Source organism: Paenarthrobacter sp. DKR-5, assembly GCF_018531425.1.
Classification (GTDB): domain Bacteria; phylum Actinomycetota; class Actinomycetes; order Actinomycetales; family Micrococcaceae; genus DKR-5.
The window spans coordinates 210,744-234,700 of the sequence record NZ_JAHBOI010000002.1 but is presented as its reverse complement, the minus strand read 5'-3'; the positions used below and the strand labels follow the sequence as shown (position 1 = coordinate 234,700).

Annotated in this window: 26 protein-coding genes; 16 read left to right on the top strand and 10 right to left on the bottom strand. The window is 69.0% G+C overall.

Going from position 1 to position 23,957, the window contains the following annotated elements:
* The first annotated feature begins 11 nt into the window (after positions 1–11).
* The 6 genes from KIH31_RS04470 to KIH31_RS04445 are packed head-to-tail and all read left to right on the top strand — an operon-like array spanning position 12 to position 5,104.
* Entirely contained in the window at positions 12–770 is a 759-nt protein-coding gene (locus tag KIH31_RS04470; RefSeq protein WP_214425882.1) for a metalloregulator ArsR/SmtB family transcription factor, read from the top strand.
* Positions 767–2,230, top strand: a complete 1,464-nt coding sequence (gene sufB, locus KIH31_RS04465) for a Fe-S cluster assembly protein SufB (protein WP_214425881.1) — start codon at positions 767–769, stop codon at positions 2,228–2,230. Before KIH31_RS04470 ends, sufB begins: the two co-directional genes overlap by 4 nt.
* A gap of 50 nt (positions 2,231–2,280) precedes the next feature.
* Entirely contained in the window at positions 2,281–3,567 is a 1,287-nt protein-coding gene (sufD, locus tag KIH31_RS04460) for a Fe-S cluster assembly protein SufD (RefSeq protein WP_374224842.1), read from the top strand.
* Positions 3,567–3,914, top strand: a complete 348-nt coding sequence (locus tag KIH31_RS04455; RefSeq protein WP_214425880.1) for a non-heme iron oxygenase ferredoxin subunit — start codon at positions 3,567–3,569, stop codon at positions 3,912–3,914. Before sufD ends, KIH31_RS04455 begins: the two co-directional genes overlap by 1 nt.
* A 32-nt stretch (positions 3,915–3,946) precedes the next feature.
* Positions 3,947–4,732 (top strand): Fe-S cluster assembly ATPase SufC, encoded by a 786-nt coding sequence (sufC, locus tag KIH31_RS04450; RefSeq protein ID WP_214425879.1) that lies wholly within the window; start codon positions 3,947–3,949, stop codon positions 4,730–4,732.
* Between the two features lie 9 nt (positions 4,733–4,741).
* Positions 4,742–5,104, top strand: a complete 363-nt coding sequence (locus KIH31_RS04445) for a metal-sulfur cluster assembly factor (RefSeq protein WP_250545482.1) — start codon at positions 4,742–4,744, stop codon at positions 5,102–5,104.
* A gap of 81 nt (positions 5,105–5,185) precedes the next feature.
* Here KIH31_RS04445 and KIH31_RS04440 read toward each other — a convergent pair whose 3' ends face one another.
* Positions 5,186–6,079, bottom strand: coding sequence for a neutral zinc metallopeptidase (locus KIH31_RS04440; RefSeq protein WP_214425878.1), 894 nt, complete (start codon positions 6,077–6,079; stop codon positions 5,186–5,188).
* Positions 6,080–6,137: 58 nt separating this feature from the next.
* On the opposite strand from KIH31_RS04440, the gene KIH31_RS04435 reads away from it, so the two are divergent.
* Complete coding sequence (locus tag KIH31_RS04435; protein WP_214425877.1) at positions 6,138–7,568, top strand: class I adenylate-forming enzyme family protein; 1,431 nt, start codon at positions 6,138–6,140, stop codon at positions 7,566–7,568.
* Positions 7,561–8,736, top strand: a complete 1,176-nt coding sequence (locus tag KIH31_RS04430) for a thiolase family protein (protein WP_214425876.1) — start codon at positions 7,561–7,563, stop codon at positions 8,734–8,736. The genes KIH31_RS04435 and KIH31_RS04430 overlap by 8 nt, the downstream gene beginning before the upstream one ends.
* On the opposite strand, the gene KIH31_RS04425 is transcribed toward KIH31_RS04430, so the two are convergent.
* The 3 genes from KIH31_RS04425 to KIH31_RS04415 are packed head-to-tail and all read right to left on the bottom strand — an operon-like array spanning position 8,733 to position 10,767.
* Positions 8,733–9,395, bottom strand: coding sequence for a CbiQ family ECF transporter T component (locus KIH31_RS04425; protein WP_214425875.1), 663 nt, complete (start codon positions 9,393–9,395; stop codon positions 8,733–8,735). The genes KIH31_RS04430 and KIH31_RS04425 overlap by 4 nt on opposite strands.
* Positions 9,392–10,108, bottom strand: coding sequence for an energy-coupling factor ABC transporter ATP-binding protein (locus tag KIH31_RS04420; RefSeq protein WP_214425874.1), 717 nt, complete (start codon positions 10,106–10,108; stop codon positions 9,392–9,394). Before KIH31_RS04420 ends, KIH31_RS04425 begins: the two co-directional genes overlap by 4 nt.
* Positions 10,105–10,767, bottom strand: a complete 663-nt coding sequence (locus KIH31_RS04415) for a biotin transporter BioY (RefSeq protein WP_214425873.1) — start codon at positions 10,765–10,767, stop codon at positions 10,105–10,107. The genes KIH31_RS04420 and KIH31_RS04415 overlap by 4 nt, the downstream gene beginning before the upstream one ends.
* 182 nt (positions 10,768–10,949) lie before the next feature.
* Here KIH31_RS04415 and KIH31_RS04410 point away from each other — a divergent pair, with 182 nt between their 5' ends.
* Entirely contained in the window at positions 10,950–12,548 is a 1,599-nt protein-coding gene (locus KIH31_RS04410) for an ABC-F family ATP-binding cassette domain-containing protein (protein WP_214425872.1), read from the top strand.
* 108 nt (positions 12,549–12,656) lie between these two features.
* Here the strand turns inward: KIH31_RS04410 and KIH31_RS04405 are convergent, their stop codons facing one another.
* The 4 genes from KIH31_RS04405 to KIH31_RS04390 are packed head-to-tail and all read right to left on the bottom strand — an operon-like array spanning position 12,657 to position 14,644.
* Positions 12,657–13,130 (bottom strand): YbaK/EbsC family protein, encoded by a 474-nt coding sequence (locus KIH31_RS04405; protein ID WP_214425871.1) that lies wholly within the window; start codon positions 13,128–13,130, stop codon positions 12,657–12,659.
* Positions 13,127–13,993, bottom strand: coding sequence for an SURF1 family protein (locus KIH31_RS04400; protein WP_214425870.1), 867 nt, complete (start codon positions 13,991–13,993; stop codon positions 13,127–13,129). Before KIH31_RS04400 ends, KIH31_RS04405 begins: the two co-directional genes overlap by 4 nt.
* Positions 13,994–14,000: 7 nt before the next feature.
* Positions 14,001–14,252 (bottom strand): hypothetical protein, encoded by a 252-nt coding sequence (locus KIH31_RS04395; protein ID WP_214425869.1) that lies wholly within the window; start codon positions 14,250–14,252, stop codon positions 14,001–14,003.
* Positions 14,249–14,644: a DUF3099 domain-containing protein gene (locus tag KIH31_RS04390; RefSeq protein WP_214425868.1), complete on the bottom strand. Its 396-nt coding sequence runs from the start codon at positions 14,642–14,644 to the stop codon at positions 14,249–14,251. The genes KIH31_RS04395 and KIH31_RS04390 overlap by 4 nt, the downstream gene beginning before the upstream one ends.
* A 118-nt stretch (positions 14,645–14,762) precedes the next feature.
* On the opposite strand from KIH31_RS04390, the gene KIH31_RS04385 reads away from it, so the two are divergent.
* Both KIH31_RS04385 and KIH31_RS04380 read left to right on the top strand, forming a co-directional pair.
* On the top strand, positions 14,763–15,497 hold the full coding sequence (locus KIH31_RS04385; RefSeq protein WP_214425867.1) for a beta-ketoacyl-ACP reductase: 735 nt from the start codon (positions 14,763–14,765) through the stop codon (positions 15,495–15,497).
* Between the two features lie 36 nt (positions 15,498–15,533).
* Positions 15,534–16,286, top strand: a complete 753-nt coding sequence (locus KIH31_RS04380; RefSeq protein WP_214425866.1) for an SDR family oxidoreductase — start codon at positions 15,534–15,536, stop codon at positions 16,284–16,286.
* On the opposite strand, the gene serB is transcribed toward KIH31_RS04380, so the two are convergent.
* Positions 16,283–17,197 (bottom strand): phosphoserine phosphatase SerB, encoded by a 915-nt coding sequence (serB, locus tag KIH31_RS04375; protein WP_307857539.1) that lies wholly within the window; start codon positions 17,195–17,197, stop codon positions 16,283–16,285. The two genes, KIH31_RS04380 and serB, sit on opposite strands and share 4 nt — an antisense overlap.
* A 125-nt stretch (positions 17,198–17,322) precedes the next feature.
* Here serB and KIH31_RS04370 point away from each other — a divergent pair, with 125 nt between their 5' ends.
* The 5 genes from KIH31_RS04370 to KIH31_RS04350 all read left to right on the top strand — a co-directional run bounded on the left by KIH31_RS04370 (position 17,323) and on the right by KIH31_RS04350 (position 21,259).
* Positions 17,323–18,108, top strand: a complete 786-nt coding sequence (locus KIH31_RS04370; RefSeq protein WP_214425865.1) for an ABC transporter ATP-binding protein — start codon at positions 17,323–17,325, stop codon at positions 18,106–18,108.
* 1 nt (position 18,109) lies between these two features.
* Complete coding sequence (locus KIH31_RS04365) at positions 18,110–18,901, top strand: sulfite exporter TauE/SafE family protein (protein WP_214425864.1); 792 nt, start codon at positions 18,110–18,112, stop codon at positions 18,899–18,901.
* On the top strand, positions 18,898–19,698 hold the full coding sequence (locus KIH31_RS04360) for an RNA methyltransferase (RefSeq protein ID WP_307857538.1): 801 nt from the start codon (positions 18,898–18,900) through the stop codon (positions 19,696–19,698). The genes KIH31_RS04365 and KIH31_RS04360 overlap by 4 nt, the downstream gene beginning before the upstream one ends.
* Before the next feature lie 131 nt (positions 19,699–19,829).
* A complete protein-coding gene (locus tag KIH31_RS04355) occupies positions 19,830–20,084 on the top strand; it encodes a type B 50S ribosomal protein L31 (RefSeq protein WP_214425863.1) in 255 nt (84 codons plus the stop codon).
* 101 nt (positions 20,085–20,185) lie between these two features.
* The gene (locus KIH31_RS04350) at positions 20,186–21,259 is read left to right on the top strand and encodes a lipoate--protein ligase family protein (RefSeq protein ID WP_214425862.1); all 1,074 of its coding nucleotides are present in this window, start codon (positions 20,186–20,188) and stop codon (positions 21,257–21,259) included.
* 31 nt (positions 21,260–21,290) lie between these two features.
* Here the strand turns inward: KIH31_RS04350 and pepN are convergent, their stop codons facing one another.
* Complete coding sequence (pepN, locus tag KIH31_RS04345) at positions 21,291–23,894, bottom strand: aminopeptidase N (RefSeq protein WP_214425861.1); 2,604 nt, start codon at positions 23,892–23,894, stop codon at positions 21,291–21,293.
* Positions 23,895–23,957 lie beyond the last annotated feature (63 nt).

Below are 23,957 nucleotides of genomic sequence, written 5' to 3'. Positions count from 1 at the left end.
TTGTGTATTCCATGGGGAACATCACCGGCAGCCGCAGCGCCGCCCACACCACCGCAGCCGAAGCGGAAGACCGTACCAGGGACCGTGTCCTCGGCGCGGTCCTTGAGCATGGCCCGGTGAGCGCGGCGGAACTGGGCAACCTGCTTGGTCTGACCCCGGCCGCCGTCCGGCGCCATCTGGACCACCTCTCCCGTCAGGGCATCATCGAGGTCAAGCGGGTCGCCAAGGCCGGGGCCCGCGCGGGCCGGCCTGCCCGGCGCTACGTGCTCAGCAAGCGCGGCCAGAGCAGCCTCGGCGACGACTACCTCGAAATTGCGCGCACCGCGTTGAAGCAGCTCGAGCAGTTGGGCGGGGAAGCGGCCGTCGCCGAGTACGCGCGCAAGCGGTTTTCGACGATGCGGGAAAAGTACCGTCCCGAGGTCGACGCCGCCGGCAACGATGTCGCCTCCCGGGCACAGGCCCTCTCCGAGGCGCTCAGCCGCGACGGTTTCGTCGCTTCCACCACCACCCTTGGGCTGAAGGGCCCGCTGGCGGCAGTGCAGCTGTGCCAGGGCCACTGCCCGGTGCAGGAGCTGGCGGCGGAATTCCCGGTCTTCTGCGACGCCGAGACCGAGGTGTTCGCGGAACTGGTCGGTGTTGACGTGCGCCGGCTGTCCACGCTCGCCAGCGGCGGGCACGTCTGCACGACCCACATACCAACAGGGCGGCCGCGTACGGTGGCCGCACTGGGAACCGAAGTAACCAACCATCAGCAAGAAAGGCCGCTATGACGGACCAACTAGCAGAGAAGGTCGGCGCCCCCTCCACGGTGATTTCCGAAATTCTGGAGAAGAACCCGGAGCTGGAGGGCATCGGCACCTACGAGTACGGCTGGGCCGACAAGAACGACGCCGGCGCCAATGCCCGGCGCGGCCTGAACGAAGAGGTCGTCCGGGACATCTCGGCGAAGAAGAACGAGCCCGAATGGATGCTCGACCTCCGCCTGAAGGGGCTCAAGTACTTCGACCGCAAGCCCATGCCCACCTGGGGCGCGGACCTGTCCGGCATCGACTTCGACAACATCAAGTACTTCGTGCGCTCGACCGAGAAGCAGGCTGCTTCCTGGGAGGACCTGCCCGAGGACATCCGCAACACCTACGAGAAGCTGGGCATCCCGGAGGCCGAGCGCAGCCGCCTGGTCGCCGGCGTCGCCGCCCAGTACGAGTCCGAGGTGGTGTACCACCAGATCCGCGAGGACCTGGAGAAGCAGGGCGTCATCTTCCTGGACACCGACACCGCGCTGCGCGAGCACCCCGAGATCTTCCAGGAGTACTTCGGCACCGTGATCCCCGTGGGCGACAACAAGTTCGCCTCGCTGAACACTTCGGTCTGGTCCGGCGGTTCCTTCGTCTACGTCCCCAAGGGCGTCCACGTCGAGATCCCGCTGCAGGCCTACTTCCGCATCAACACCGAGAACATGGGCCAGTTCGAGCGGACCCTGATCATCGCCGACGAGGACTCTTACGTCCACTACATCGAGGGCTGCACCGCCCCGATCTACACCTCGGACTCGCTGCACTCCGCCGTGGTTGAGATCATCGTGAAGAAGAACGCCCGCGTGCGGTACACGACGATCCAGAACTGGTCCAACAACGTGTACAACCTGGTGACCAAGCGCGCGATCGCGCATGAGGGCGCCACCATGGAGTGGATCGACGGCAACATCGGTTCCAAGGTGACCATGAAGTACCCGGCTGTGTACCTCGTCGGGGAACACGCCAAGGGTGAGACCCTCTCGATCGCGTTCGCCGGCGAAGGCCAGCACCAGGACACCGGCTCGAAGATGGTCCACATCGCGCCGAACACAAAGAGTTCCATCATCTCCAAGTCCGTCGCCCGCGGCGGCGGCCGGGCAGCCTACCGCGGCCTGGTGCAGGTGCGCGAAGGCGCCAAGCACTCGGCGAACACCGTGCGCTGCGACGCGCTGCTGGTGGACACCATTTCCCGCTCCGACACGTACCCGTACGTCGACGTCCGCGAGGACGACGTCACCATGGGCCACGAGGCAACGGTGTCGCGGGTCAGCGAGGAGCAGCTGTTCTACCTGATGTCCCGCGGCATGCCGGAGGACGAGGCGATGGCGATGATCGTGCGCGGCTTCATCGAGCCGATCGCCCGCGAGCTGCCGATGGAGTACGCGCTTGAGCTCAACCGCCTGATCGAACTCCAGATGGAAGGATCGGTCGGCTAGTGGCGCTTCCCGGAACTGCTGAAACGAACACCGAAGGTACGAAGGACGTAGTGGAAAAAGCACGCATCGGTGCCCCGAGCATCGACGAAATCGACGCCGGCACCCCGGCGATCGCCGGAATGAGCGAGGAAGGCGAGAAGCTCGCCGCGGAGAACCCCGCCGCGGGTTCGCCGCTGGCAGGGGAGGCCGTCAAGAGCCACAGCCACGGGGGAGGGGTCGGTGTGCCGGACAGCTCCCGCGCCGGCCGCCTTACCTCGTACCGGCTCGCCGACTTCCCTGTGCTGACCGGCCGCGAGGAGGACTGGCGGTTCACCCCGCTGCAGCGGCTCCGCGGCCTGGACAAGGGCGAACTCGTCGGGCAGCCTCCGGCCGTCGCGGTGTCCGCCGCCGAGGGTGTGACCGTTGAGACCGTCGGGCACGACGACGCCCGCATCGGCTCCGCCGGCATCCCCGAGGACCGCGTCTCCGCCGCCGCGTGGGAATCCGCCGCCGAAGCGACCGTCCTGACGGTCCCCGCCGGCTTCCAGGCTGAGGGAGAAACCACGGTGACGGTGACAGGCGCCGGCGAAGACCCTGCTGCGAGCCACGTGTTCATCCACGCCAAGCCCAACTCCGCTGCGGTCGTCGTGCTTGACCACCAGGGAACCGGCGTCGTGTCCGAGAACGTCGAAGTGCTGGTCGAGGAGGGCGCAAAGCTCACCGTCGTCAGCATCCAGGACTGGAACGACGACTCGGTGCACGCCAGCGCGCAGCAGGCAAAGATCGGCAAGGACGCGCACTTCAAGCACGTTGTCGTCAACCTCGGCGGCAATCTGGTCCGCGTGACCCCCTCCGCCCGGTTCGCGGGCCAGGGCGGGGACGTGGAGATGTACGGCTTGTACTTCGCCGATGCCGGGCAGCACTTCGAACAGCGCCTGTTCGTGGACCACGCAGTGCCCAACTGCAAGTCCCGCGTGACGTACAAGGGAGCCCTCCAGGGCCGCGACGCCCACACCGTGTGGGTCGGCGACGTGCTCATCCGCAAGGAGGCCGAAGGTACGGACACCTACGAGATGAACCGGAACCTGCTGCTCACCGATGGTGCCCGCGCCGATTCGGTGCCGAACCTGGAGATCGAAACCGGTCTGATCGAAGGCGCAGGCCACGCCAGCGCCACCGGCCGGTTCGACGACGAGCACCTGTTCTACCTGATGGCCCGCGGCATTCCGGAGGACGCCGCCCGCCGGCTGGTGGTCCGCGGCTTCCTCAACGAGGTCATCCAGCAGATCAAGGTTCCTGCCCTCGAGGAGCGCCTGCGCGACGCCGTCGAACGCGAACTCGAGGCAGGGAACCTCTGATGCCGGCCGGGGAGCTGGTCTGCAGGGCGTCGGAGATCGGGGTCAAGAGCGCGCTGCGCATCCTGGTCCAGGACTATCCTGTGGCGATCGTGAAAGACTCCGACGGGCAGCTGCACGCCATCGGGGACACCTGCTCCCACGCCGACGTCTCGCTGTCCGAGGGTGACGTTGAGGGCTGCACGATCGAATGCTGGGGCCACGGTTCCCAATTCGACCTGCGCACCGGCCAGCCGCTGAGCCTTCCGGCGTTCGAGCCCGTCCCGGTGTTTGCCCTGGAACTGGACGGCGACGACGTTTACGTGGACGTCAGCACCGTCATCAACGGGGCTCCGGCCCCGACCCGCTAAGACTTTTCATCCGAAAGAAGAACGAAGAACCTATGTCAACGCTTGAAATCAAGGACCTGCACGTCAGCATCTCGACCGAGCAGGGCACGAAGGAAATCCTCAAGGGCGTCAGCCTGACGATCAAGACCGGTGAGACGCACGCCATCATGGGCCCGAACGGCTCGGGCAAGTCCACCCTGGCCTCCACGATCGCCGGCCACCCGCGCTACACGGTCGACAGCGGCTCGATCACGCTCGACGGCGAGGACGTGCTCTCGATGAGCGTGGACGAGCGTGCCCGCGCCGGCCTCTTCCTGGCCATGCAGTACCCGGTCGAGGTCCCCGGCGTGACCATGACGAACTTCCTGCGCACCGCGAAGACCGCCATCGACGGCGAAGCCCCGAGCCTGCGCACCTGGACCAAGGACGTCAAGGCGGCCATGAGCCAGCTGCGCATCGACGCGGACTTCGCCCAGCGCAACGTGAACGAGGGCTTCTCCGGCGGCGAGAAGAAGCGCGTGGAGATCCTGCAGCTGGAGCTGTTCAAGCCCAAGTTCGCGATCCTCGACGAGACCGACTCCGGCCTCGACGTCGACGCGCTCAAGGTGGTCTCCGAAGGAGTGAACCGCGCCCACGCCGGCGGCGGGATGGGCACGCTGCTCATCACCCACTACACACGCATCCTGCGCTACATCAAGCCGGACTTCGTCCACGTCTTCGTGGACGGCCGGATCGCCGAAGAAGGCGGCCCTGAGCTCGCGGACCGCCTTGAAGAAGAAGGCTACGACCGGTTCACCGCGCCGAACGGTGCGCTGAACACGGCTGCGGCCCAGGCCTAAGAAGGAACCATGACTGACACAGGCACGACCGAACCGAACCAGGTGGAGCCGGTGAACCCGGCGCAGACCAGCCTCGAGGACGTCGAAGAGGCGCTCAAGGACGTCATCGACCCTGAGCTGGGCGTGAATGTCGTCGACTTGGGCCTGCTGTACGGCCTGCGCTACGGCGACGACGGCGCACTGCTGATCGACATGACGCTGACGACGGCCGCCTGCCCGCTCACCGACGTGATCGAAGAGCAGACCGGCCAGGCTCTCGACGGCATCGTGGACGAGTGGCGGCTGAACTGGGTGTGGATGCCGCCGTGGGGGCCGGAACGGATCACCGAGGACGGCCGCGACCAGATGCGCGCCCTCGGCTTCAACATCTAGCCTCCTCGCTAGGGGGACGGCGGGCAGCGGCACCGGTTGGTGCTGCTGCCCGCCGTCGGCGTTTAAGCAGTGTTGACACGCCTACGGACGGGTCAGGTCAGCGGCGCCGAAAGTGTTGCAGGAGCCAAGGGTTCCCTTGCTGTAGCCCTGGCTGAACCAGGCCTGCCGCTCAGCGCTCGATCCATGGGTCCACGACTCCGGGTTAGTGCGGCCGGTTGCGGCCTTCTGAATCCGGTCGTCACCGACCGAGGAGGCTGCCGAGAGGGCATCCGCGAGATCCTGCCGGGTGACCGGTTCCAGCAGGACCTGGCCGTTGGCGTCCTTGCGCGTGGACGCGTACTTGGCCCAGATGCCCGCGTAGCAATCCGCCTGCAGCTCCGTGCGGACCGACAGCGAATTGGCGCCCTGAGGATCCTGCTGCGACTTGTTGATGTTGCCGAGCAGGTTCTGGATGTGATGGCCGAACTCGTGGGCGACAACATACTCCTGGGCCAGCGGGCCTCCGGAGGAGCCGAAGCGGGTCACCAGCTCGTTGAAGAAACCCGGGTCGAAGTACGCAGTGGTGTCGACCGGACAGTAGAACGGGCCCACTTCGCTGCTGGCAGTGCCGCAGCCGGTGGAGACCTGCTGGGAGAAGATGACCGTCTTCGGGCGCGCGTAGCGGACATTCTGCTGCGCGAGGTAGGCCGGCCAGAAACTGTTGAGCGAGTTCACGGTCCCGACAATCCGGCAGTCCAGCCGCTGGTCCGCCTGGCTGCCGGTGCGGCACTCTGACGCCGCCCCCGAGGTCGCCGGCGCCGCAGCCGGGCCGCCCCCGGCCAGACCCTCGAGCAGCTGCGGGTTGATGCCGAAGAGGGCCGCCAGCAGCAGCACAATGCCGCCGCCGATTCCCCCACCGACCCTCAACCCGAGTCCGGAGCCTCGGCGGTCCTCGAGCTGGGACGGATCGAGCTGGGCGTTGTCGTTGAAACTCATGCGTCAACAATAGACGGGGGGCTGCTCCGGCCGGCCCGGAGAGCCTACAGTGGAAGCGATGCCGTTCCTCGACCGCCTGAGCCGATGGGCCGCCGACCGCCCCGGCGCGCCCGCCGTCGTCGTCGGCACCAAGGTGCTGAGCTACGCCGGGTTGGCGGAGGCCGCGGCAGCGCTCGGCCGGGGGAGCGGACTGACGGCGGTCTGCCTGCCCAATTCGGTCGAAGCCGTGGCAGCCATCGCCGGCGCGATGTCCGGCAGCGGGCGTTGCGCCGTCCTGGACCCGGCGTGGCCTTCGCAGCAGCGGGCAGCCGTGCTGTCGCGGCTGGAGCCGGACACGGTCCTTGACGGGCCGGAAGCCGTGGCGGACACGGCCGGCAGCAGCACCGGAACCACGCTCGCCGACGGACCGCCCGGGAGCGTGTTCCTCGTCGGCCTGACCTCCGGCACGACGGCGCTGCCGAAAGCCTTCAGCCGGACCAGGCGCTCCTGGCAGCTGTCGCTGGAGGTCACCGGCCAGCTGTTCGGGTTGCACGACGGCGCCGCGACCCTGGCGCCGGGCCCACTCTCTTCGGGGGTCAATCTGTATGCGCTGGCCGAATGCCTCCGGGAGGGCACCCCGTTCCACACCGTTGCCGGCGGCACGGCCGAGGCACTCGAAGCACTCGGCCGGGAGGACATTGGGCGACTGGTGGTGGTGCCGGCACAGCTGCGCCTGCTGGCGGAACGCGCCGGCGCGAGCCCTGAGGGCAGGGCCGCGGGCCGCCGGCTGAGCAGCATCGTCTCAGGCGGCGCCAAGCTCGACCCGGCCACCCGCGCCGCCGCCCGGGCGTGGGCGCCGGAAGCCGTCATCCACGAGTACTACGGCGCCTCCGAGCTGAGCTTCGTCGCCGCCTCCCGCCAGGCGCCGGGCGAGCCGGCACTGCCGGGGACCGCCGTCGGCCGGCCGTTCCCCGGCGTGTCCGTGGCCGTCCTCGACGACCAGGGCCAGCCGTGCGGGCCGGGCCGGAGCGGAAACATCTGCGTCGACAGCGCCCTCATCAGCCGCGGCTACCTTTGGGGCGACGACCGCGCGGGCCTGCGCCGGTTCGGCCGCTGGGCGACGGTCCAGGACCAGGGCTGCCTCGATGACGACGGAGTACTGCATTTCCTCGGCCGCAAGGCCGACATGCTGGTCACCTCCGGCCGGAATGTCTTCCCGCAGGAAGTCGAGGCCGCCTTGGCGGGTGTTGCCGGCGTCCGGCAGGTCATCGCGGCAGGCGTCGCCGACGGCCGGCGGGGAATGAAGGTCGTCGCCGCGGTGCTCGCGGACGGGGACCTCCGGGCGCAGGACCTCCGCCGGCAGGCCGCCGGTGCGCTGGCCGAAGCGGCCCGCCCGCGGCGCTATTACCGGCTCCGCGAACTCCCGCTGACCGCCGCAGGCAAACTGAGCCGGGCGCTGCTGGCCGATTGGGTGCTCGGCGCGGATACCCGGGTGGAACCCCTTGAGTGACTTCATCCGGGCAGATGCGGACCGGACGCCCGTGGTGATCGCCGCCCGCCGGACCCCGATCACGAGAGCGGGCGGTGCGCTGGCCTCCCTGCAGGTCCACGAACTGCTGGCCCCTGTGCTCGGCGCTGTGGCGGCGGATGCGGCGATAGCTCCGCCGGATATCAGCGACGTCATCGCGGGCAACGCGGCCGGCGGCGGAGGCAACCTGGCGCGGCTTGCCTTGCTCAGCGCGGGCTTTCCCGTCTCCGTGCCCGGTCTGACGGTGGACAGGCAGTGCGGGTCCGGGCTCGACGCCGTGCTTCTCGCGGCCCGCCTCGTAGCCGGCGGTGCCGGAGGGATCTTCCTGGCCGGGGGCGCCGAGAGCATCAGTACTGCGCCTGCACGGGCGCACCGGCTGCCGGACGGGTCCCTTGAGTTCTACGACCGCGCCCGGCACGCACCGCCGGAGATCGGGGATCCTGAGATGGGGGAGGCCGCGGAAAACGTGGCCGAGCACTACGGCATCGGCCGTGAGCGGCAGGACGCGTTTGCGCTGCGCAGCCACCGTCTGGCAGCAGCTGCCGCCGACGCCGGGGCGTTCGCCGGGGAACTGGTCCCGCTGACCATTGCCGGGCGCCGGGTGGAGGAGGACGACGGTGCGCGGCGCCGCATGTCGGCGCAGCTGCTCGCGCGGTTTCCCGCAGCCTTCCGATCCGGCGGGACCGTCACCGCGGGCAATTCCTGCGGCTTCAGCGACGGGGCGGCCGCTGTTGCGGTCACCTCCGTCGCGCAGGCGCGCAGGCTCGGCGCGACCGAGGGTCTGGTGTTCGTCGACGGAGGCTCCGCCGGAGTGGACCCGAACCTCCTTGGCGTTGGCGCTGCTGCGGCCGCTGAGCGCTTCGCGGGGCCGGACGCGGTCCGCGCCGCGGGCTTCATGGAGTTCAACGAAGCCTTCGCGGCGCAGGTGCTGGCCAGCCTGGACCTGCTGGGAGTGGACCCGGACCGGGTGAACCGGGAAGGCGGAGCATTGGCGCTCGGCCACCCGTACGGAGCTTCGGGAGCCGTGCTCGTGACCCGCCTTTTCCACCAGGCGCGGCGGGCAACGGCTCACGGCGACCTGGCCCTGGCGTTGGTCAGCGGTGCGGGCGGCCTCGGGACCTCGGTGCTCTTCCGCTGGGAGAGGTTCTAACCCGCTCCTTCGCCGGCGCTTGCTTCTTCGTCGGCGTCGGCGTCGGCGTCGCCGAGGCCTCGGGCAGCGAGAGCCTCGCCGGTCTGGCGGGCGTAGGCGACGGTCCCGATCACGACGGGCAGCAGACGGGCGCGGGGGCTGCGTTCCAGTCCGCGTGCGCGGGCCGCGGCACGGCTGTCCGCAAAGGCTCCGAGGACAAACGGGATGCTTCTGAGCATCAGGGCCATCGTCAGCCCGAAGCGTTCCGGATCGGCGCCGAACCGCCGCAGCGGCCCCGATGCTCGGACGAGCCCGTCCAGCAGTTGCTGGACGGGCGTGGTCGCGGTCATCAAGCCCGCGGCCAGCACACAGGCGGCAATATTGAGCACGATCCGGGCCGCTGCGGGCAGGCCCAGCTGCCACCACTGCCAGCCGCCGAGGATGAGGGCCATTGGTGCCAGCGCCGCCGCCGTGCGCCGGAGGTGCGAGGCCGGGAGCTGCGCGAGCAGGTGCAGCAGGAGGAGGGCGAAGACCAGCGCGGCGGAGACTACCCAGTCGACCAGGACGAACGCCGCGGCACCGGTGAGGCAGACCAGCAGGAACTTCAGCCACAGAGGAGCCCGGTGCACCGGGGAGCTCCCTTCGTGATAGGTCCCCACCAGGAAGGCGTGGCCCCTCACGGCGCGCCCGGATCCCGGGCACCCGCAAGGGTCCGGTAGCGGTCCACCGCCTCGTGCGGGGCGCCGTCGAAGACGATGCCGCCGTCATCCACCACCAGCACGCGCTCGGCGTCGAGTGCGAGCTCAAGGTCGTGCGTGGAGAAAACCACCTGCTGGGCCAGTCCGGACAGCACACGCCGCAGCAACTCCCGGTTGCGCAGGTCCAGCAGCGTGGACGGCTCGTCGAGGACCAGGACGCGCGGCTCGACGGCGAGCAGCGTGACCAGCGCCAGCAGCTGCCGCTCCCCGCCGGAGAGCTCGTAGATGCTCTGGTCGGCGAGCCGTTCCAAGCCGAAGTTCGCCAGCAGCGCCTGCGCCGTGCGGCGCCGTTCCTTGCGGTCCCGGTGGACCCGGCGGAGCGAAAGTTCGACGTCCTCCCGCGGCGTCGGCATCACCAGCTGGGAGAGGGGGTCGGTGAAGCCGAAACCGACGATCCTGCGCACTTTCGCCCCCGCGGTCCGGGTGTCGAGACCGTCCACCCTGACGGCGCCGCGGGTGGGCAGCACCAGCCCGTTCAGCAGCCGGAGCAGGGTCGACTTGCCGGACCCGTTGGCGCCGACGACGGCGATCCGCTGTTCCGTCAGCGTCAGCGACACCCCGGAGAGGATCTCCCGTGGTGCGCCGGCGCCGTCAAGGACGTCGACACCGGCGCCGTCAAACTCGATCCGGCTCACCTGGCGCGGCGCACCAGAAGGTCGGGGAATGCCTTGTGCAGGCTGACGGCGATCAGCGCCGCGAGGACGTTCTTGATCACGTCCCCGGGAAGGAAGACCGCGTCCTTCACGATCGCGGTCGCGCCGTCGAGCTTGGCATTGAGGACCATGCCGGCCACCCCGAGGGTGTGGATCAGCAGCAGGCTTGCGGCCATGGCGCAGACGAAGAGCAACACACCGCGTGCCCGGCGTGTCCGGCGCAGCACAACGGCCGCGAGCCACCCGGCGAGGGCCGCGGCCAGCGGGAACGCGATGATGTAGCCGGCGGAGGGGCCGGCGAGGATGCCAAGGCCGCCGCGGAAATTGCTGAAGATCGGCAGGCCCGCGAGGCCGAGCAGGACGTAGAGTCCGACGGCGGCAGCCGCACGGCCCGCGCCGAGGACGAGCCCGGTCAGCAGCACAAACAGCGTCTGCAGGGTAATGGGCACGCCGATGTTGCCGACCGGGATGCCGGGCACGACAGCCGACCCGGCCACCAGCGCTGCGAACACGGCGATCAGTGCGAGGTCGGTGGAGTTCCAGCGGCGCCGGCCGGCAGCCTGCGGCTTCGCGTCGGAGCCGCCGGGCCCGGGCGATGCCTGCGTCGTTGCCGGCTCTTGCTTCCCGTCGGTCTTAGGCATCGGAGCCCTTTCGTTCTGGAGGTAACCAACAATTCAGGCTGGCTATGGATCGAGAATAGCGCCAGCAGGCGGGCAAGTGTTTGTCGTGTTTCTACGAAAGCGGCTGCGGAGGATTGAAAGCGGCCGCCGCCGGGCGTTGCCGTAGAATAGACAGGTTGCTCACCCACTGAAAGGCCCTTCCTGTGATCACTGTGTCCAATCTCGAGCTTCGCGCCGGCGCGCGCCTGCTGATGGACGGGGTGAGCTTCCGCGTCGACAAGGGAGACAAGATCGGGCTCGTGGGCCGTAACGGTGCAGGCAAGACGACCCTGACCCGCGTGCTCGCCGGTGAAGGCCTGCCCGCCGGCGGCGAGGTCATCCGGTCCGGGGAAATCGGCTACCTGCCGCAGGACCCGCGCACCCCGGACATGGAGCAGCTGGCCCGCGACCGCATCCTCTCCGCCCGCAACCTCGACATTGTCTCCCGCAAGCTGCACCAGACGCAGACCGAGATGGCGAGCGACGACCCCGAGGTCCATGCCAAGGCCATGCGCCGCTATGACCGGCTCGAAGCCGAGTTCCTTGCCAACGGCGGGTACGCGGCCGAGGCCGAGGCGGCAGCCATCTCCTCGAACCTGGCGCTGCCGGACCGCATCCTCGCGCAACCGCTGCGCACTCTCTCCGGCGGTCAGCGCCGGCGCGTCGAACTCGCGCGCATCCTGTTCTCCGGCGCTGAGACGATGCTGCTGGACGAGCCGACCAACCACCTCGACGCGGACTCGATCAGCTGGCTGCGGGACTTCCTCAAGAGCCACCAGGGCGGCTTGATCGTGATCAGCCACGACGTCGACCTGCTGGAGGCGACGGTGAACAAGGTGTTCCACCTGGACGCCAACCGCGCGTCAATCGACCAGTACAACATGGGCTGGAAGCGCTACTTGATGCAGCGCGAGACCGACGAGCGGGCGCGCAAGCGTGAGCGCGCGAACGCCGAAAAGAAGGCGCAGGTCCTGATGGACCAGGCCAACAAGATGCGCGCCAAAGCCACGAAGGCCGTGGCCGCCCAGAACATGGCCAAGCGCGCCGAACGGCTGCTCAGCGGTCTTGAGGCGGTCCGCGCGAGCGACCGCGTGGCGGCGCTGCGCTTCCCCGAGCCGGCACCCTGCGGCAAGACCCCCCTGACGGCCGAGGGCCTGAGCAAGTCGTACGGCTCGCTGGAAATCTTCACCGACGTCGACCTTGCGATCGACCGCGGTTCCAAGGTCGTCATTCTCGGCCTGAACGGCGCCGGCAAGACCACCTTGCTGCGCATGCTGGCCGGCGTGGACAGGCCCGACACGGGCGACGTCGTCCCCGGCCACGGACTCAAGATCGGCTACTACGCCCAGGAGCACGAAACCCTTGACACCGGCCGCACGGTGCTGGAGAACATGCGGTCGGCGGCGCCGGACCTGAAGGACGCCGAGGTGCGCGGCATCCTGGGCTCGTTCCTGTTCTCCGGCGACGACGTCGACAAGCCGGCGGGCGTCCTGTCCGGCGGCGAGAAGACGCGTCTGGCCCTGGCGACCATCGTGGCGTCCTCGGCGAACGTGCTGCTCCTGGACGAGCCGACCAACAACCTGGACCCGGCCAGCCGCGCGGAGATCCTCGGCGCCCTGCGCAACTACACGGGGGCGGTCGTTATGGTGAGCCACGACGAGGGCGCTGTCGAGGCGCTCAACCCGGAGCGCGTGGTGCTGCTGCCCGACGGCGTCGAAGACCTGTGGAACGAGGACTACCTGGACCTGGTCACCCTCGCCTGACCCGCGCAATCTGACCCCGCAACCTGACCCTGCGTTAGCAAGGCGGACCGGCGATAGGGAACTTTCCCTATCGCCGGTCCGCTTTGCTATCCGGGGTGTCCGGGCCGCTCACCGGACCTCCATCACCGTGGCCCCCGTGATGCGCCGGAGCGTGTCAAAGCTGATGGAGAACATCGACCGGTGGTCGCCTGCCCCTGCCCAGAGCACCTGGTGTGCCGCCAGGCTGGCGTCCAGGAGCGTGCGCAGCGCAGTCGGGTGGCCGACGGGCGCGACACCGCCCACCTGCTGCCCGGTGTGCTCGAGGACGAAGTCCGCGCTCGCCCGGCGCACTCTGCGGGCGCCGAGGCTCGCGGCGACGAGGCGGGTGTCGATGCGGGCTGCTCCGCTGGCGAGGACCAGCAGCGGCTCCCCGTCGAGTTCGAACACCAGGCTGTTCGCGATGGCGGCCACGTCACAGCCCAGTTCGCGGGCGGCGTCCGCCGCTGTGGGGACGTCGTTGCTGAAGCGCTGGACAGTGTCCTCGGCCCCGAGGGCGGCCAGCGCGCTGCGGACCCTGTCGACCGGGTCCGGCTGCCCCGTCACAGGCCCTGCGCGTCAAGCAGGGCGTCTTCCTCTTCCTCGGCAGTGGGGCGGCGACGACGGCGAACCGGGCGCGGACGGTCCGGCCGCACCGCCGCGTACTGCACCTCGTCGTCCTCGGCATCCTCGTCCGCGTAGAGCCGGTCCGAGATGGCCTGCTGACGCGCGGCGTAGCCGTAGCCGACGAAGAACAGCACGCCGAACGCGAACCACTGCATTGCATAGGACAGATGCGGGCCTTCGTCCAGCGAGGGCATCGGGAACTGCACCGGCATGGCGGAAGCGGCCGGAGACTCGGAGGCGAGCAGCCCGTACGCGCCGGTCATGAGCGGGTAGCCCAGTTCCTTGCCGTAGGCCGGCAGATTGATGGAGGCGAGCTGGCCGGCGGGAGCACCACGGTCAATGACCGGTTCCCCGGGCTTGAGCCGCGCGGTGACGGTGACCTGGCCTGCCGGGGGAGCCGGCACGCTGTCCGGCCGGCCGGCCTGCTGGTTTCCGATCGGCAGCCAGCCGCGGTCGATGACCACGGAGTCCCCGTTCACGAGCCGCAGCGGAACCAGCACCTCGTATCCCGGCTGGCCGTTGAACGGCCGGTTCCGCACGATCCGCTGGCCGGCGACGTCGTAGCGCCCGACCAGGCGGACCTGGCTCCATTCCCTGGACGCGTCGAGCGACTGGAACTCGCCGCGTGCCTGCTCGTAGGGGACGGGCGCAGCGGAATAGTTGCTTGTGATCCTGTTGATGTCGGCCAGCACCTCGCGGCGCCGGTCAAGCTGCCACATGCCCAGGCCGGCGCACACGAGCGCGAAAAGTGCTGTCAGGAGCAAATAGCCGATCCATTTGCCGCTCAGGAGGAATCCGTACATCGGTCGGTTACTGCTCCTCAAGGGGAAGGGTCTCGCGCCACAGGTTCCTCGTCTGGAGGTAGTCCTGCAGCCAGGCCACATGTTCGTCGCAGGCCAGCCAGGTTTTGCGGCGTTCGGGCGTGTGGATCTTCGGGTTGTTCCAGAGCAGCTTCCAGCTGGCGGCCTCACGGCAGGCCTTGCGGGAGCACATCGTGCGCGCAGGAGCGGCGTCGCCGGCAGTCCCGGGCGCACTGCCGCCGAGCATGTCGAAGAGGTTCATCGGGGCTCCCCTCCGTTCGCCCCGGGCTTTTCCTCCTCCTGGATGATCTCGCCCTGGAGCACCTCGCTGTCCGCCGGCGGAGCAGCAGGCTCGGGCCCGGCAACGGGCAGCTCGGTCAGGGGCGCTGCGTCGAGCAGGGCGTTGCTGTGTTCGTTCATGGTGTCGCTGCCTCCGTTGGCGATGATGACCGCAACCCATGGCAGGAAGACGGCGCCGGCCACGGCGATCAGCTTGAACCACCCGGGGAGGACGAAGATCAGCACCAGGCAGACCATGCGGATGCCCATCGCCACGGCGTACTTGATCATGCGCTGACGCATCTCATCCGTGTGGGCGGTGGGGGCGTCGGTGATGTTGTGCACATCGTGGGGGACTGCTGATTGCTTCTTCATTCCACTCCAAAGGCCTCCGCCAATTCTGTCACTTTCTACGGAGTAACGAAAAAGCCGGCGCCGTGGTGCCCTTGGCCGGTGCCGATAGGATGCTGTGCTGGAGACTCAGGAGGAAAGAATGACAAACGAAGCGAACCCTTCCGCGCCCGCACCGCGCAGCGTACTGGTCACGGGCGGCAACCGGGGGATCGGGCTGGCCATCGCCAAGGCCTTCCTTGCCAACGGCGACAAGGTGGCCGTGACCTACCGCAGCGGTGAGCTGCCCGAAGGGATCCTCGGGGTCAAGGCGGACGTGACCGATATGGCCTCGGTCGATGCGGCCTTCACCGAGGTGGAAGCGGCGCACGGGCCGGTCGAAGTGCTGGTGGCCAACGCGGGCATCACCCGCGACACGCTCCTGCTGCGGATGTCCGAGCAGGACTTCACCGACGTCGTCGACACCAACCTCACCGGCGCCTTCCGCGTCATCAAGCGTGCCTCCAAGGGAATGATCAGGCTGCGCAAGGGCCGCGTTGTGCTGATTTCCTCGGTCTCCGGCCTTTACGGTGCACCCGGCCAGATCAACTATTCCGCGTCCAAGGCGGGCCTGGTCGGCATCGCACGCTCACTCACCCGCGAGCTCGGCTCGCGCGGCATCACCGCCAACGTCGTGGCCCCGGGGTTCATCAACACTGACATGACCGCCGAGCTGCCCGAGGAGACCCAAAAGAGCTACCTCGCGTCGGTTCCCGCCGGCCGCTTCGCCGAGCCCGAAGAAGTGGCCAACGTGGTGCGCTGGCTCGCCTCCGACGAGGCAGCCTACATCTCCGGGGCCGTCATTCCCGTCGACGGCGGCTTGGGCATGGGCCACTGATTTTCCGCTTCACTGCAGCAACAGAAAGAGATTCATATGGGAAAGCTTGAAAGCAAGACAGCGATCGTCACCGGTTCCTCACGCGGAATCGGTGCCGACGTCGCGAAGCTCCTCGCAGCGGAGGGCGCGGCAGTGGTCGTGAACTACCGCCAGAAGGCGCCTCGCGCCAACAAGGTCGTCGCTGAGATCGAGGGGGCCGGGGGCCGCGCGGTCGCCGTCGGGGCGGACCTGACGACCCAGGAAGGCGTCCAGGCTCTGGTCAGCGCTGCGATGGAGAACTTCGGCTCGCTCGATGTGCTGGTCCTGAACGCGTCCGGTGGGATGGAGACCGGCGTGGAGGAGGACTACGCGCTCAAGCTCAACCGCGACGCGCAGGTCAACATGCTCAACGCCGCCGTCCCGGTGATGCCGGAAGGCTCCCGCGTGGTCTTCGTGACCAGCCACCAGGCCCACTTCATTCACAGCGTTCCCACCATGCCCGAGTACGAGCCGGTGGCCCGGAGCAAGCGGGCCGGGGAGGATGCGCTGCGCGAACTGGTGCCCAACCTTCAGAACCACGGAATCTCGCTGGTGGTGGTCTCCGGCGACATGATCGAAGGCACCGTGACCGCCACCCTGCTGGACCGGGCGAATCCGGGCGCCATCGAGGCCCGTCGTGCGGAGGCCGGGAAGCTGTACTCGGTCAAGGAATTCGCGGCCGAGGTCGCCGCGATGGCCACCGCCGATGTGCCGACCGGCCACACCGAGTACGTCGGCGGCGCGGAGGACTTCCGGGCCGCGTCCTCCTAGGCTGCGGATACCCCGGCGATCGCCAGGGCCACGTCGAGGTAAGGGATGTCAACCGCCGCATCGGCGGCGGCGCGGACCGCGGGCTTGGCATTGAACGCAATGCCAAGCCCGGCCGCCGCGAGCATGTCCAGGTCGTTCGCGCCGTCGCCGACTGCCACCGTGTGCGCCAGGTCCACTCCCTGCTCGGCCGACCAGCGGCGCAGCGCACTCTCCTTCGCCGCGCGGTCCACCACGTCGCCGAGCACCCGCCCGCTGAGCTTGCCGTCGACGATCTCGAGGTCGTTGGCCAGCGCGTAATCCAGCCCCAGCTCCTCGGCCAGCGGCTCCAGGATCTGGCTGAAGCCGCCAGAGACCGCGGCGACCTTGTGCCCGGCCGCCTTCAGGCCGGCGACCAGCTCGGCAGCGCCGGGCGTCAGCAGCACCTCGTGGCGCACCCCTTCGATCACGCTGACGGGCAACCCCGCGAGCACCTTCACCCGGGCGTGCAGGCTCTGTGCGAAGTCCAGCTCGCCGCGCATCGCGGCTTCAGTCACGGCAGTGACCTCATCGCGCTTGCCCGCGTAGGCCGCGAGCAGCTCGATCACTTCCTGCTGGATCAGCGTGGAGTCGACGTCGAGGATGAGGAACTTCCTGCCGGCGGTTCGCAGCGCAGAGGGCACGACGGCGACGCCGGCGCCGGCTGGCAGCCCGTGGACGGCGCGGCGGAGGGCGTCAGGTCCTTCCGGAAGGTGCACGTCGATCTCATGCACGTCGAACCGCCCGTTGCCGGTGCTGCGCTCCTCGAGCAGCACAGCCCCGGCCGCCGCGGCGGCCGCCCGCAGCTCCTTCAGCCACGATTCCTCCAGCCGGAGCCCGTAGGCGACGGCGGTGAAGTTGGCGGCGGACAGGGCGGCATCAGGGGTGGAAGTCACCGCCTCAGTTTATCGGCCCGGATACTGTTCCCCGGCATGGCGTCCGGGGCACCGGCGAACCGCGCCGGGACGTGCCCCCGCGCCGGTTCGCGGCCGGTACGGCGCGTGGCTTAGGGTCTAGTTCCATGAGTGATGTTCTGGAATTGGCCGGGGTCAGTGTGGTCCGCGGCGGTAAAACGCTGTTGAACGGGATCAACTGGCAGGTCCGGGACGGGGAGCGCTGGGTCATCCTCGGACCGAACGGCGCCGGCAAGACGACCCTGCTCCAGATCGCGGGGGCCCGGATGCACCCCACCCGCGGCGTGGTCGGCATCCTCGATGAGGTGCTCGGAGCGGTCGACGTCTTCGAACTGCGGCCCCGCATCGGCCTGGCGTCCGCGGCGCTGGCCAACCAGATCCCGGAGCACGAAAAGGTCCTCAATGTCGTGGTGACGGCGTCCTACGGCGTCACCGGCCGCTGGCGGGAACAATACGAGCGTGCGGACGAACGCCGTGCCTTTGAACTGCTTCACACCTGGGGGATGTCAACCTTCATGAACCGGCCCTTCGCCTCGCTCAGCGAGGGCGAACGCAAGCGGGTGCAGATTGCCCGGGCGCTCATGACGGACCCGGAGCTGCTGTTGCTGGACGAGCCTGCCGCCGGTCTGGACCTGCACGGCCGCGAAGACCTCGTCCGCCGGTTGACCGAGCTCGCCCGTGATGAGGACGCGCCGGCCATCGTGCTCGTGACCCACCACTTGGAGGAAGTGCCCCCTGGCTTCACTCACGCCTTGCTGCTGCGCGACGGCGGCGTGGTGGCCTCCGGGCCGCTGGCCGAGGTGCTGACCGAGGAGAACCTGAGCGAAACGTTCGGTCTGCCCCTGACGGTCACCTCCACCAACGGCAGGTACACCGCCACCGCGCGGCAATAGCGTGGAGCCGCTGCACGCCGTCCTGATCCTGCTCGGCGGCCTCTGGGCCGGAGGCATCAACAGTGTGGTGGGGTCCGGCACCCTGGTGACCTTCCCTGTCCTGGTCGCCCTCGGCTATCCGCCCGTGACAGCCTCGGTGAGCAACGCCATGGGCCTGATCGCCGGCGGTGCCGCCGGGGTCTGGGGCTACCGGCGCGAACTCGAAGGCCTGGGCGGGCAGCTGCTGCGCCTGCTGCCGGCCTCCGTCCTCGGTGCGGTGACGGGGGCGTGGCTGCTGCTGCACCTGCCCGAATCGGTCTTCGGCGTTGCCGCGCCGTTCCTGATCGTCATCGCTCTGCTCTTCGTGGTGTTCCAGCCGCGGCTGCAGCGCTGGGTACGGCGCCGGGCTGAGCGGGCCGACGAAACCGACGGCCGCAGGACTTCGCACGCGGTGCCGCTCACCCTTCTGGTCTACTTCGCCGGCGTCTACGGCGGTTACTTCGTCGCGGCCCAGGGGATCCTCCTTGTCGGGATCCTGGGCGTCTTCATGGCGGGGACCATCCAGCAGGCGAACGCGATGAAGAACGTGCTGGTGCTCGGGGTGAACGTCGTGGCGGGCATCTCGTACATGTTGTTCGCCTTCAGCCGGATCAGCTGGCCGGCCGTCGGCTTGATTGCCGTCAGCTCGCTGGTGGGCGGCTACCTCGGCTCGACATTCGGGCGCCGGCTGCCGCCGAACATCCTGCGCGCCATCATCATCGTGCTGGGCCTGGTTGCGCTGTGGACCATGGTTTCCAAGCTGGTGGCCGCGTGAGCATCATCCGCCTCACCGATCCCGCGGACCCGCGGGTGGCCGACTACACCCGGCTGACCGACGTGCACCTGCGCAAGCTCCGCGAGCCGGCGGAGGGCATGTACATCGCCGAAAGCTCCCGGGTGCTCCGCCGTGCCCTCGATGCCGGGCACACCCCGCGCTCCTTCTTCCTCGCCGAGAAGTGGCTCACCAACCTGGAGGACGTGATCACGGCGCACCCGGAGGTGCCCGTCTTCGTGGGGGAGCCGGGCGTGCTCGAGGCGGTCACCGGATTCCATCTGCACCGCGGGGCCCTCGCCGCGATGAACCGGCCGGCTCCGGTGCCGCTGGACGAGCTGCTGGCGGGCGCCCGACGGATCGCCGTGCTCGAAGACATCGTGGACCACACCAACGTCGGCGCCATCTTCCGGTCCGCCGCCGCGCTCGACGTCGATGCCGTCCTGGTCTCACCGCGCTGCGGGGACCCGCTTTACCGGCGCAGCGTGCGCGTCAGTATGGGTACCGTGTTCCAGATCCCGTGGGCCCGGCTGCAGTCCTGGCCGGAGGACATGGCCGTGCTGCGCCGGCACGGCTTCACGACCGCGGCGCTGGCCCTTACCGAGCAGTCCGTCAGCCTGGACGAGCTCGCGGCCCGGCGGCCGGAGCGGCTGGCACTGATTCTGGGCACCGAGGGTGAGGGCCTGTTGCCGCGCACGCTCGCCGAAGCGGACCTGACGGTCAAGATCCCGATGCGCCGCGGTGTGGACTCGCTGAACGTCGCCGCGGCCAGCGCCGTCGCGTTCTACGCCTGCAGGTGAGCGTTTCGCAGATTCCGCCGGTTCCCGCTAGACTGAGTTGCTGGCGATTTCCGCCGCACCTACTTTCAGCCTGTGGCCACAGCCACTAAACGAGCTCCTGGCAAAATCCAGGAGCGGATCAAGGTAAAACTGTGAAGAGCGACATCCACCCGAAGTACGAAACCGTTGTCTTCAACGACCTGGCTTCCGGCACCAAGTTCCTGACCCGTTCGACGGTCGGCTCGGACAAGACCATCGAGTGGGAGGACGGAAACACCTACCCGGTCATCGACGTCGAAATCTCCTCGGAGTCGCACCCGTTCTACACCGGCAAGCAGCGGATCATGGACTCCGCCGGCCGCGTGGAGCGCTTCAACGCCCGCTTCAAGAACTTCGGCAAGAAGTAAGCGAGCTGCACACCGCTTCCGCGAAGGCGTCCACCCGTCCAGGGTGGGCGCCTTCGTCCGTTCCCGGGCGATTAGAGTACCCGGGCCGTTAAAGTAAAGGTATGGCAGTGGAGAACAACGGACGCCGGCACGGCGAGTACAAGGTTCCGGGCGGCAAACTGGTGGTGGTGGACTTCGACGTCGACGGCGGCCACCTCGCCAACGTCTCCGTCAGCGGAGACTTCTTCCTCGAGCCCGACGACGCCCTGCTCGACATCAATTCCGCCCTCACCGGTCTGCCGGTCGGCGCCCCGGCCGGGACAGTCACCGAAACCGTGTCCGCTGCCCTTGATCCCGCTGCCAGCCTCTTCGGCTTCAGCCCCGGGGCAGTGGCCATCGCCGTCCGCCGTGCGTTGGGGCGCGCCACCGGGTGGGGGGACCACGAGTGGGAACTGATGCTTCCGAAGACCCTGCCGACGCCGGTGAATGTCGCCCTGGACGAAGTGCTCACCGAGCAGGTTGGTGCGGGCGTCCGGAAGCCGACCCTGCGCTTCTGGGACTGGGAGGAACCGTCCGTGGTGATCGGCAGCTTCCAGTCCTACCGCAACGAGCTGGACCCTGCAGGGGTGCAGAAGCACGGGATCACCGTGGTCCGCCGGGTGAGCGGCGGGGGGGCGATGTTCATGGAGGCGGGCAACTGCATCACCTACTCCCTGTACTTGCCGCAGACCCTGGTGGACGGACTGAGCTTCGCCGATTCCTACCCTTTCCTGGACAGCTGGGTTATGGAGTCGTTGGAGAAGCTCGGCATCAAGGCCTGGTACCAGCCGCTGAACGACATCGCGACGGACCAGGGCAAGATCGGGGGAGCGGCGCAGAAGCGGTTCAGCAGCGGTTCGATGCTGCACCACGTCACCATGTCCTACGACATCGATGCGGACAAGATGGTCGAAGTCCTGCGCATCGGCAAGGAAAAGCTCTCCGACAAGGGCACGACGAGCGCGAAGAAGCGGGTGGACCCGCTCCGCCGGCAGACGGGCATGGCCCGCTCGGCCATTATCGCGACGATGGCCGAAACCTTTGCCGAGCGCTACGGCGCGGCCGCCGCCGAGCTGGACGCGGAGGTCCTCGATGCGGCCCGGGAGCGCGTGAACGCCAAGTTCGGCACCCCTGAATGGCTTCGCCGCGTGCCGTAGCGCGCTTCACCCGCTGCGCCGGCTCCGCCGCTTAGACCGCGGCGAGCTGGGCGCGCAGGGCCACCAGCAGCAGCGCCCGCTGTTCCAGCAGAATCCGCCGCAGGGCAGCCGGCGCGTCCGGGTGCGTCGTTAGCCAGTGGTCGGTGATGACCACCACCGGGTGGTCCTCCGCGGCCGTGCCGGGCCGCACGTCGGCGTCCGAGGGATAGAGCCCGCCCACGATGCGGCCTGCGATCTCAATACTGCGCGAGGCCCACACCGACTCCAGGGCCTCGAAGTACCGGCCGCGGAAGCCTTCCCTCAGCTCCGCCGGGCCCTGCCGGTAGCCCTCGATGGCCGCGCCCAGGAGCTCATTGGACAAGTCCCTCCCGTGCAGGATCCGCTCCCAGGCTGCCTCCTTGACGCTCACGGCGGGGCGCGCGGTCACCGCTGTCAGATGCCCGGCGCGCCCCGAGGCTGTTTGGTCGCGGGCCAGCTCGCCGTCGAGCTCGGGGACCTCTGCCCCGCCGTTCGCGGCCAGCGCCTGCCACAGCCGCCAGCGCAGGTCCGCGTCGACGGCGAGGCCGGAGGGCGTGCCCCGGCCCGCGAGCAGGTCCCGCAGGAACCGGTTGGCTTCGGGAGTGCGGCGCCCAACGGCGGCGACAGTCCGCGCCCAGGCCAGTTGCTGGTCGGAACCGGCGGCCGCGTTGCCGAGTTCGCGGACCGCCGCGGCGAGGAACCGGGCGCGCAGCTGTGCGCGCTGTACCGCCGGCGCATACCGTTCCACGGCCGATCCGGCCTGGTCGAGGATCATCTGCAGCACCCCGATGTCGGTCTCCGCCGCCGCGGCCCGGTCGACGGCGTCGACAAACGCCGCCGCGGGCAGCACGGCGTCGCGGGTGGCGTTCCACAGGGCCGACCAGACCAGGGCCCGCGCCATCGGGTCCCGCAGCGCGCCCAGCTCCGCGAGGGCCGTGGCGGCGGAGGCGTCGTCAAGGCGCACTTTGGCATAGGTGAGGTCCTCGTCGTTGAGGAGCAGCAGTGCCGGCCGCGGCAGCCCGGCGGCGCCGGGGACTTCCGTCAGTTCGCCGTCGACGTCGAGTTCGAGGCTGTGCGAGCGTTGCAGCGTGCCGTCAGCCGTGCGGTCGTAGAAGCCGATCCGCAGCCGGTGCGGGCGCAGGTTCCGGCCTCCGCCGAGCGGGTCCGGGGCTTCCTGGTGCACCGCCAGCGAGGTGATTGTCGCTCCGTCGGTTTCAATCACCGGCGTCAGCGTCGGCAGGCCGGCGGTCTGCAGCCACCGGGTGGACCACCCCGTCAGGTCGCGGCCCGAGGCGGCCTCCAAAGCGGTGAGCAGGTCCTGCAGGGTGGTGTTGCCGTAGGCGTGCCGCCGGAAGTACCCGCGGGCACCGGCGATGAACCCGTCAAAGCCGACATAGGCCACCAGTTGCTTGAGCACCGAAGCGCCCTTCGCGTAGGTGATGCCGTCGAAGTTCTGCTTAGCTGCCTCAAGGTCGCGGATGTCGGCGACCACCGGGTGCGTGGTGGGCAGCTGGTCCTGCAGGTAGGCCCAGGCCTTGCGCTGGTTGGCGAAGCCGACCCACGCGTCCTTCCACTGGGTGGATTCGGCGACGGCGAGGGTTCCCATGAAATCGGCGAAGGATTCCTTCAGCCACAGGTCGTCCCACCACTTCATGGTGACCAGGTCGCCGAACCACATATGCGCCATCTCGTGCAGCAGGGTGTTGGCTCGCCGCTGGTACTGGGCGTCGGTGGCCCGGGACTCGAACACGTATTTCTCGGTGAAGGTGACGAGGCCGGGGTTCTCCATGGCTCCGAGGTTGTACTCGGGGACGAACGCCTGGTCGTACTTGCCAAAGGGGTACGGGAACTCGAAGAGCTGGTGAAAGAAATCCAGGCCCTTGCGGGTGTGCTCGAAGATGCGCGCGGCGTCGAAGTGGGGCGCCAGGGACGCCCGGCAGAAGGCGGCCAACGGGACCTCGAGGCGCCCCGCGGGGAGGTCGGCCGTCCAGAGGTCCTCAGCGCGGTGGTAGGGGCCGGCCAGGACCGAGGTGATGTAGGTGGAGATGCGCTTGGTCCGGGCGAAGTCCCAGCGTTCCGCGCCGGCAGCAGAAGCACTTTTCGCCGCGAGCGTCCCGGCGCCGTTGGAAGCCACCTGCCAGCCGGCCGGGGCGGTGACATGGAAGGTGAATTCTGCCTTCAGGTCGGGCTGCTCGAAGTTGGCGAACACCCGGCGCGCGTCCGCGGGCTCGTACTGCGTATAAAGGTAGGTCTCACCGTCCGCCGGGTCCACGAACCGGTGCATGCCCTCGCCGCTGCTGCTGTACCAGGCGGTTCCGGTGACCGTGACCCGGTTGGAGGTCGCAAGGTCCCGCAGATGGATGCGCGGGCCGTCGACGACGTCGTCCACCGCGAGGTCCACGCCGTTGAGCACCACTGCGTGCACCTCGCCGATGAAGTCGAGGAACGTGTCCGCGCCCGGCTCGGCCGCGGTGAAATCCAGAGTGCTCACCGTCGCGAACCCCGGAACGCTGCCGTCCCGGGCACTGCTCAGGTCGAGGCTGACATCGTAGGCCGACACGCTGACGAGCAAGGCCCGCCGGGCCGCTTCGTCGCGGGTGAGATTCGCAGTGGACACCCCGATATTCAACCATGGTGGGGGGCTCCGGCCGTGCCTTCGGCCGAGGAGCAGGGCCGGTAA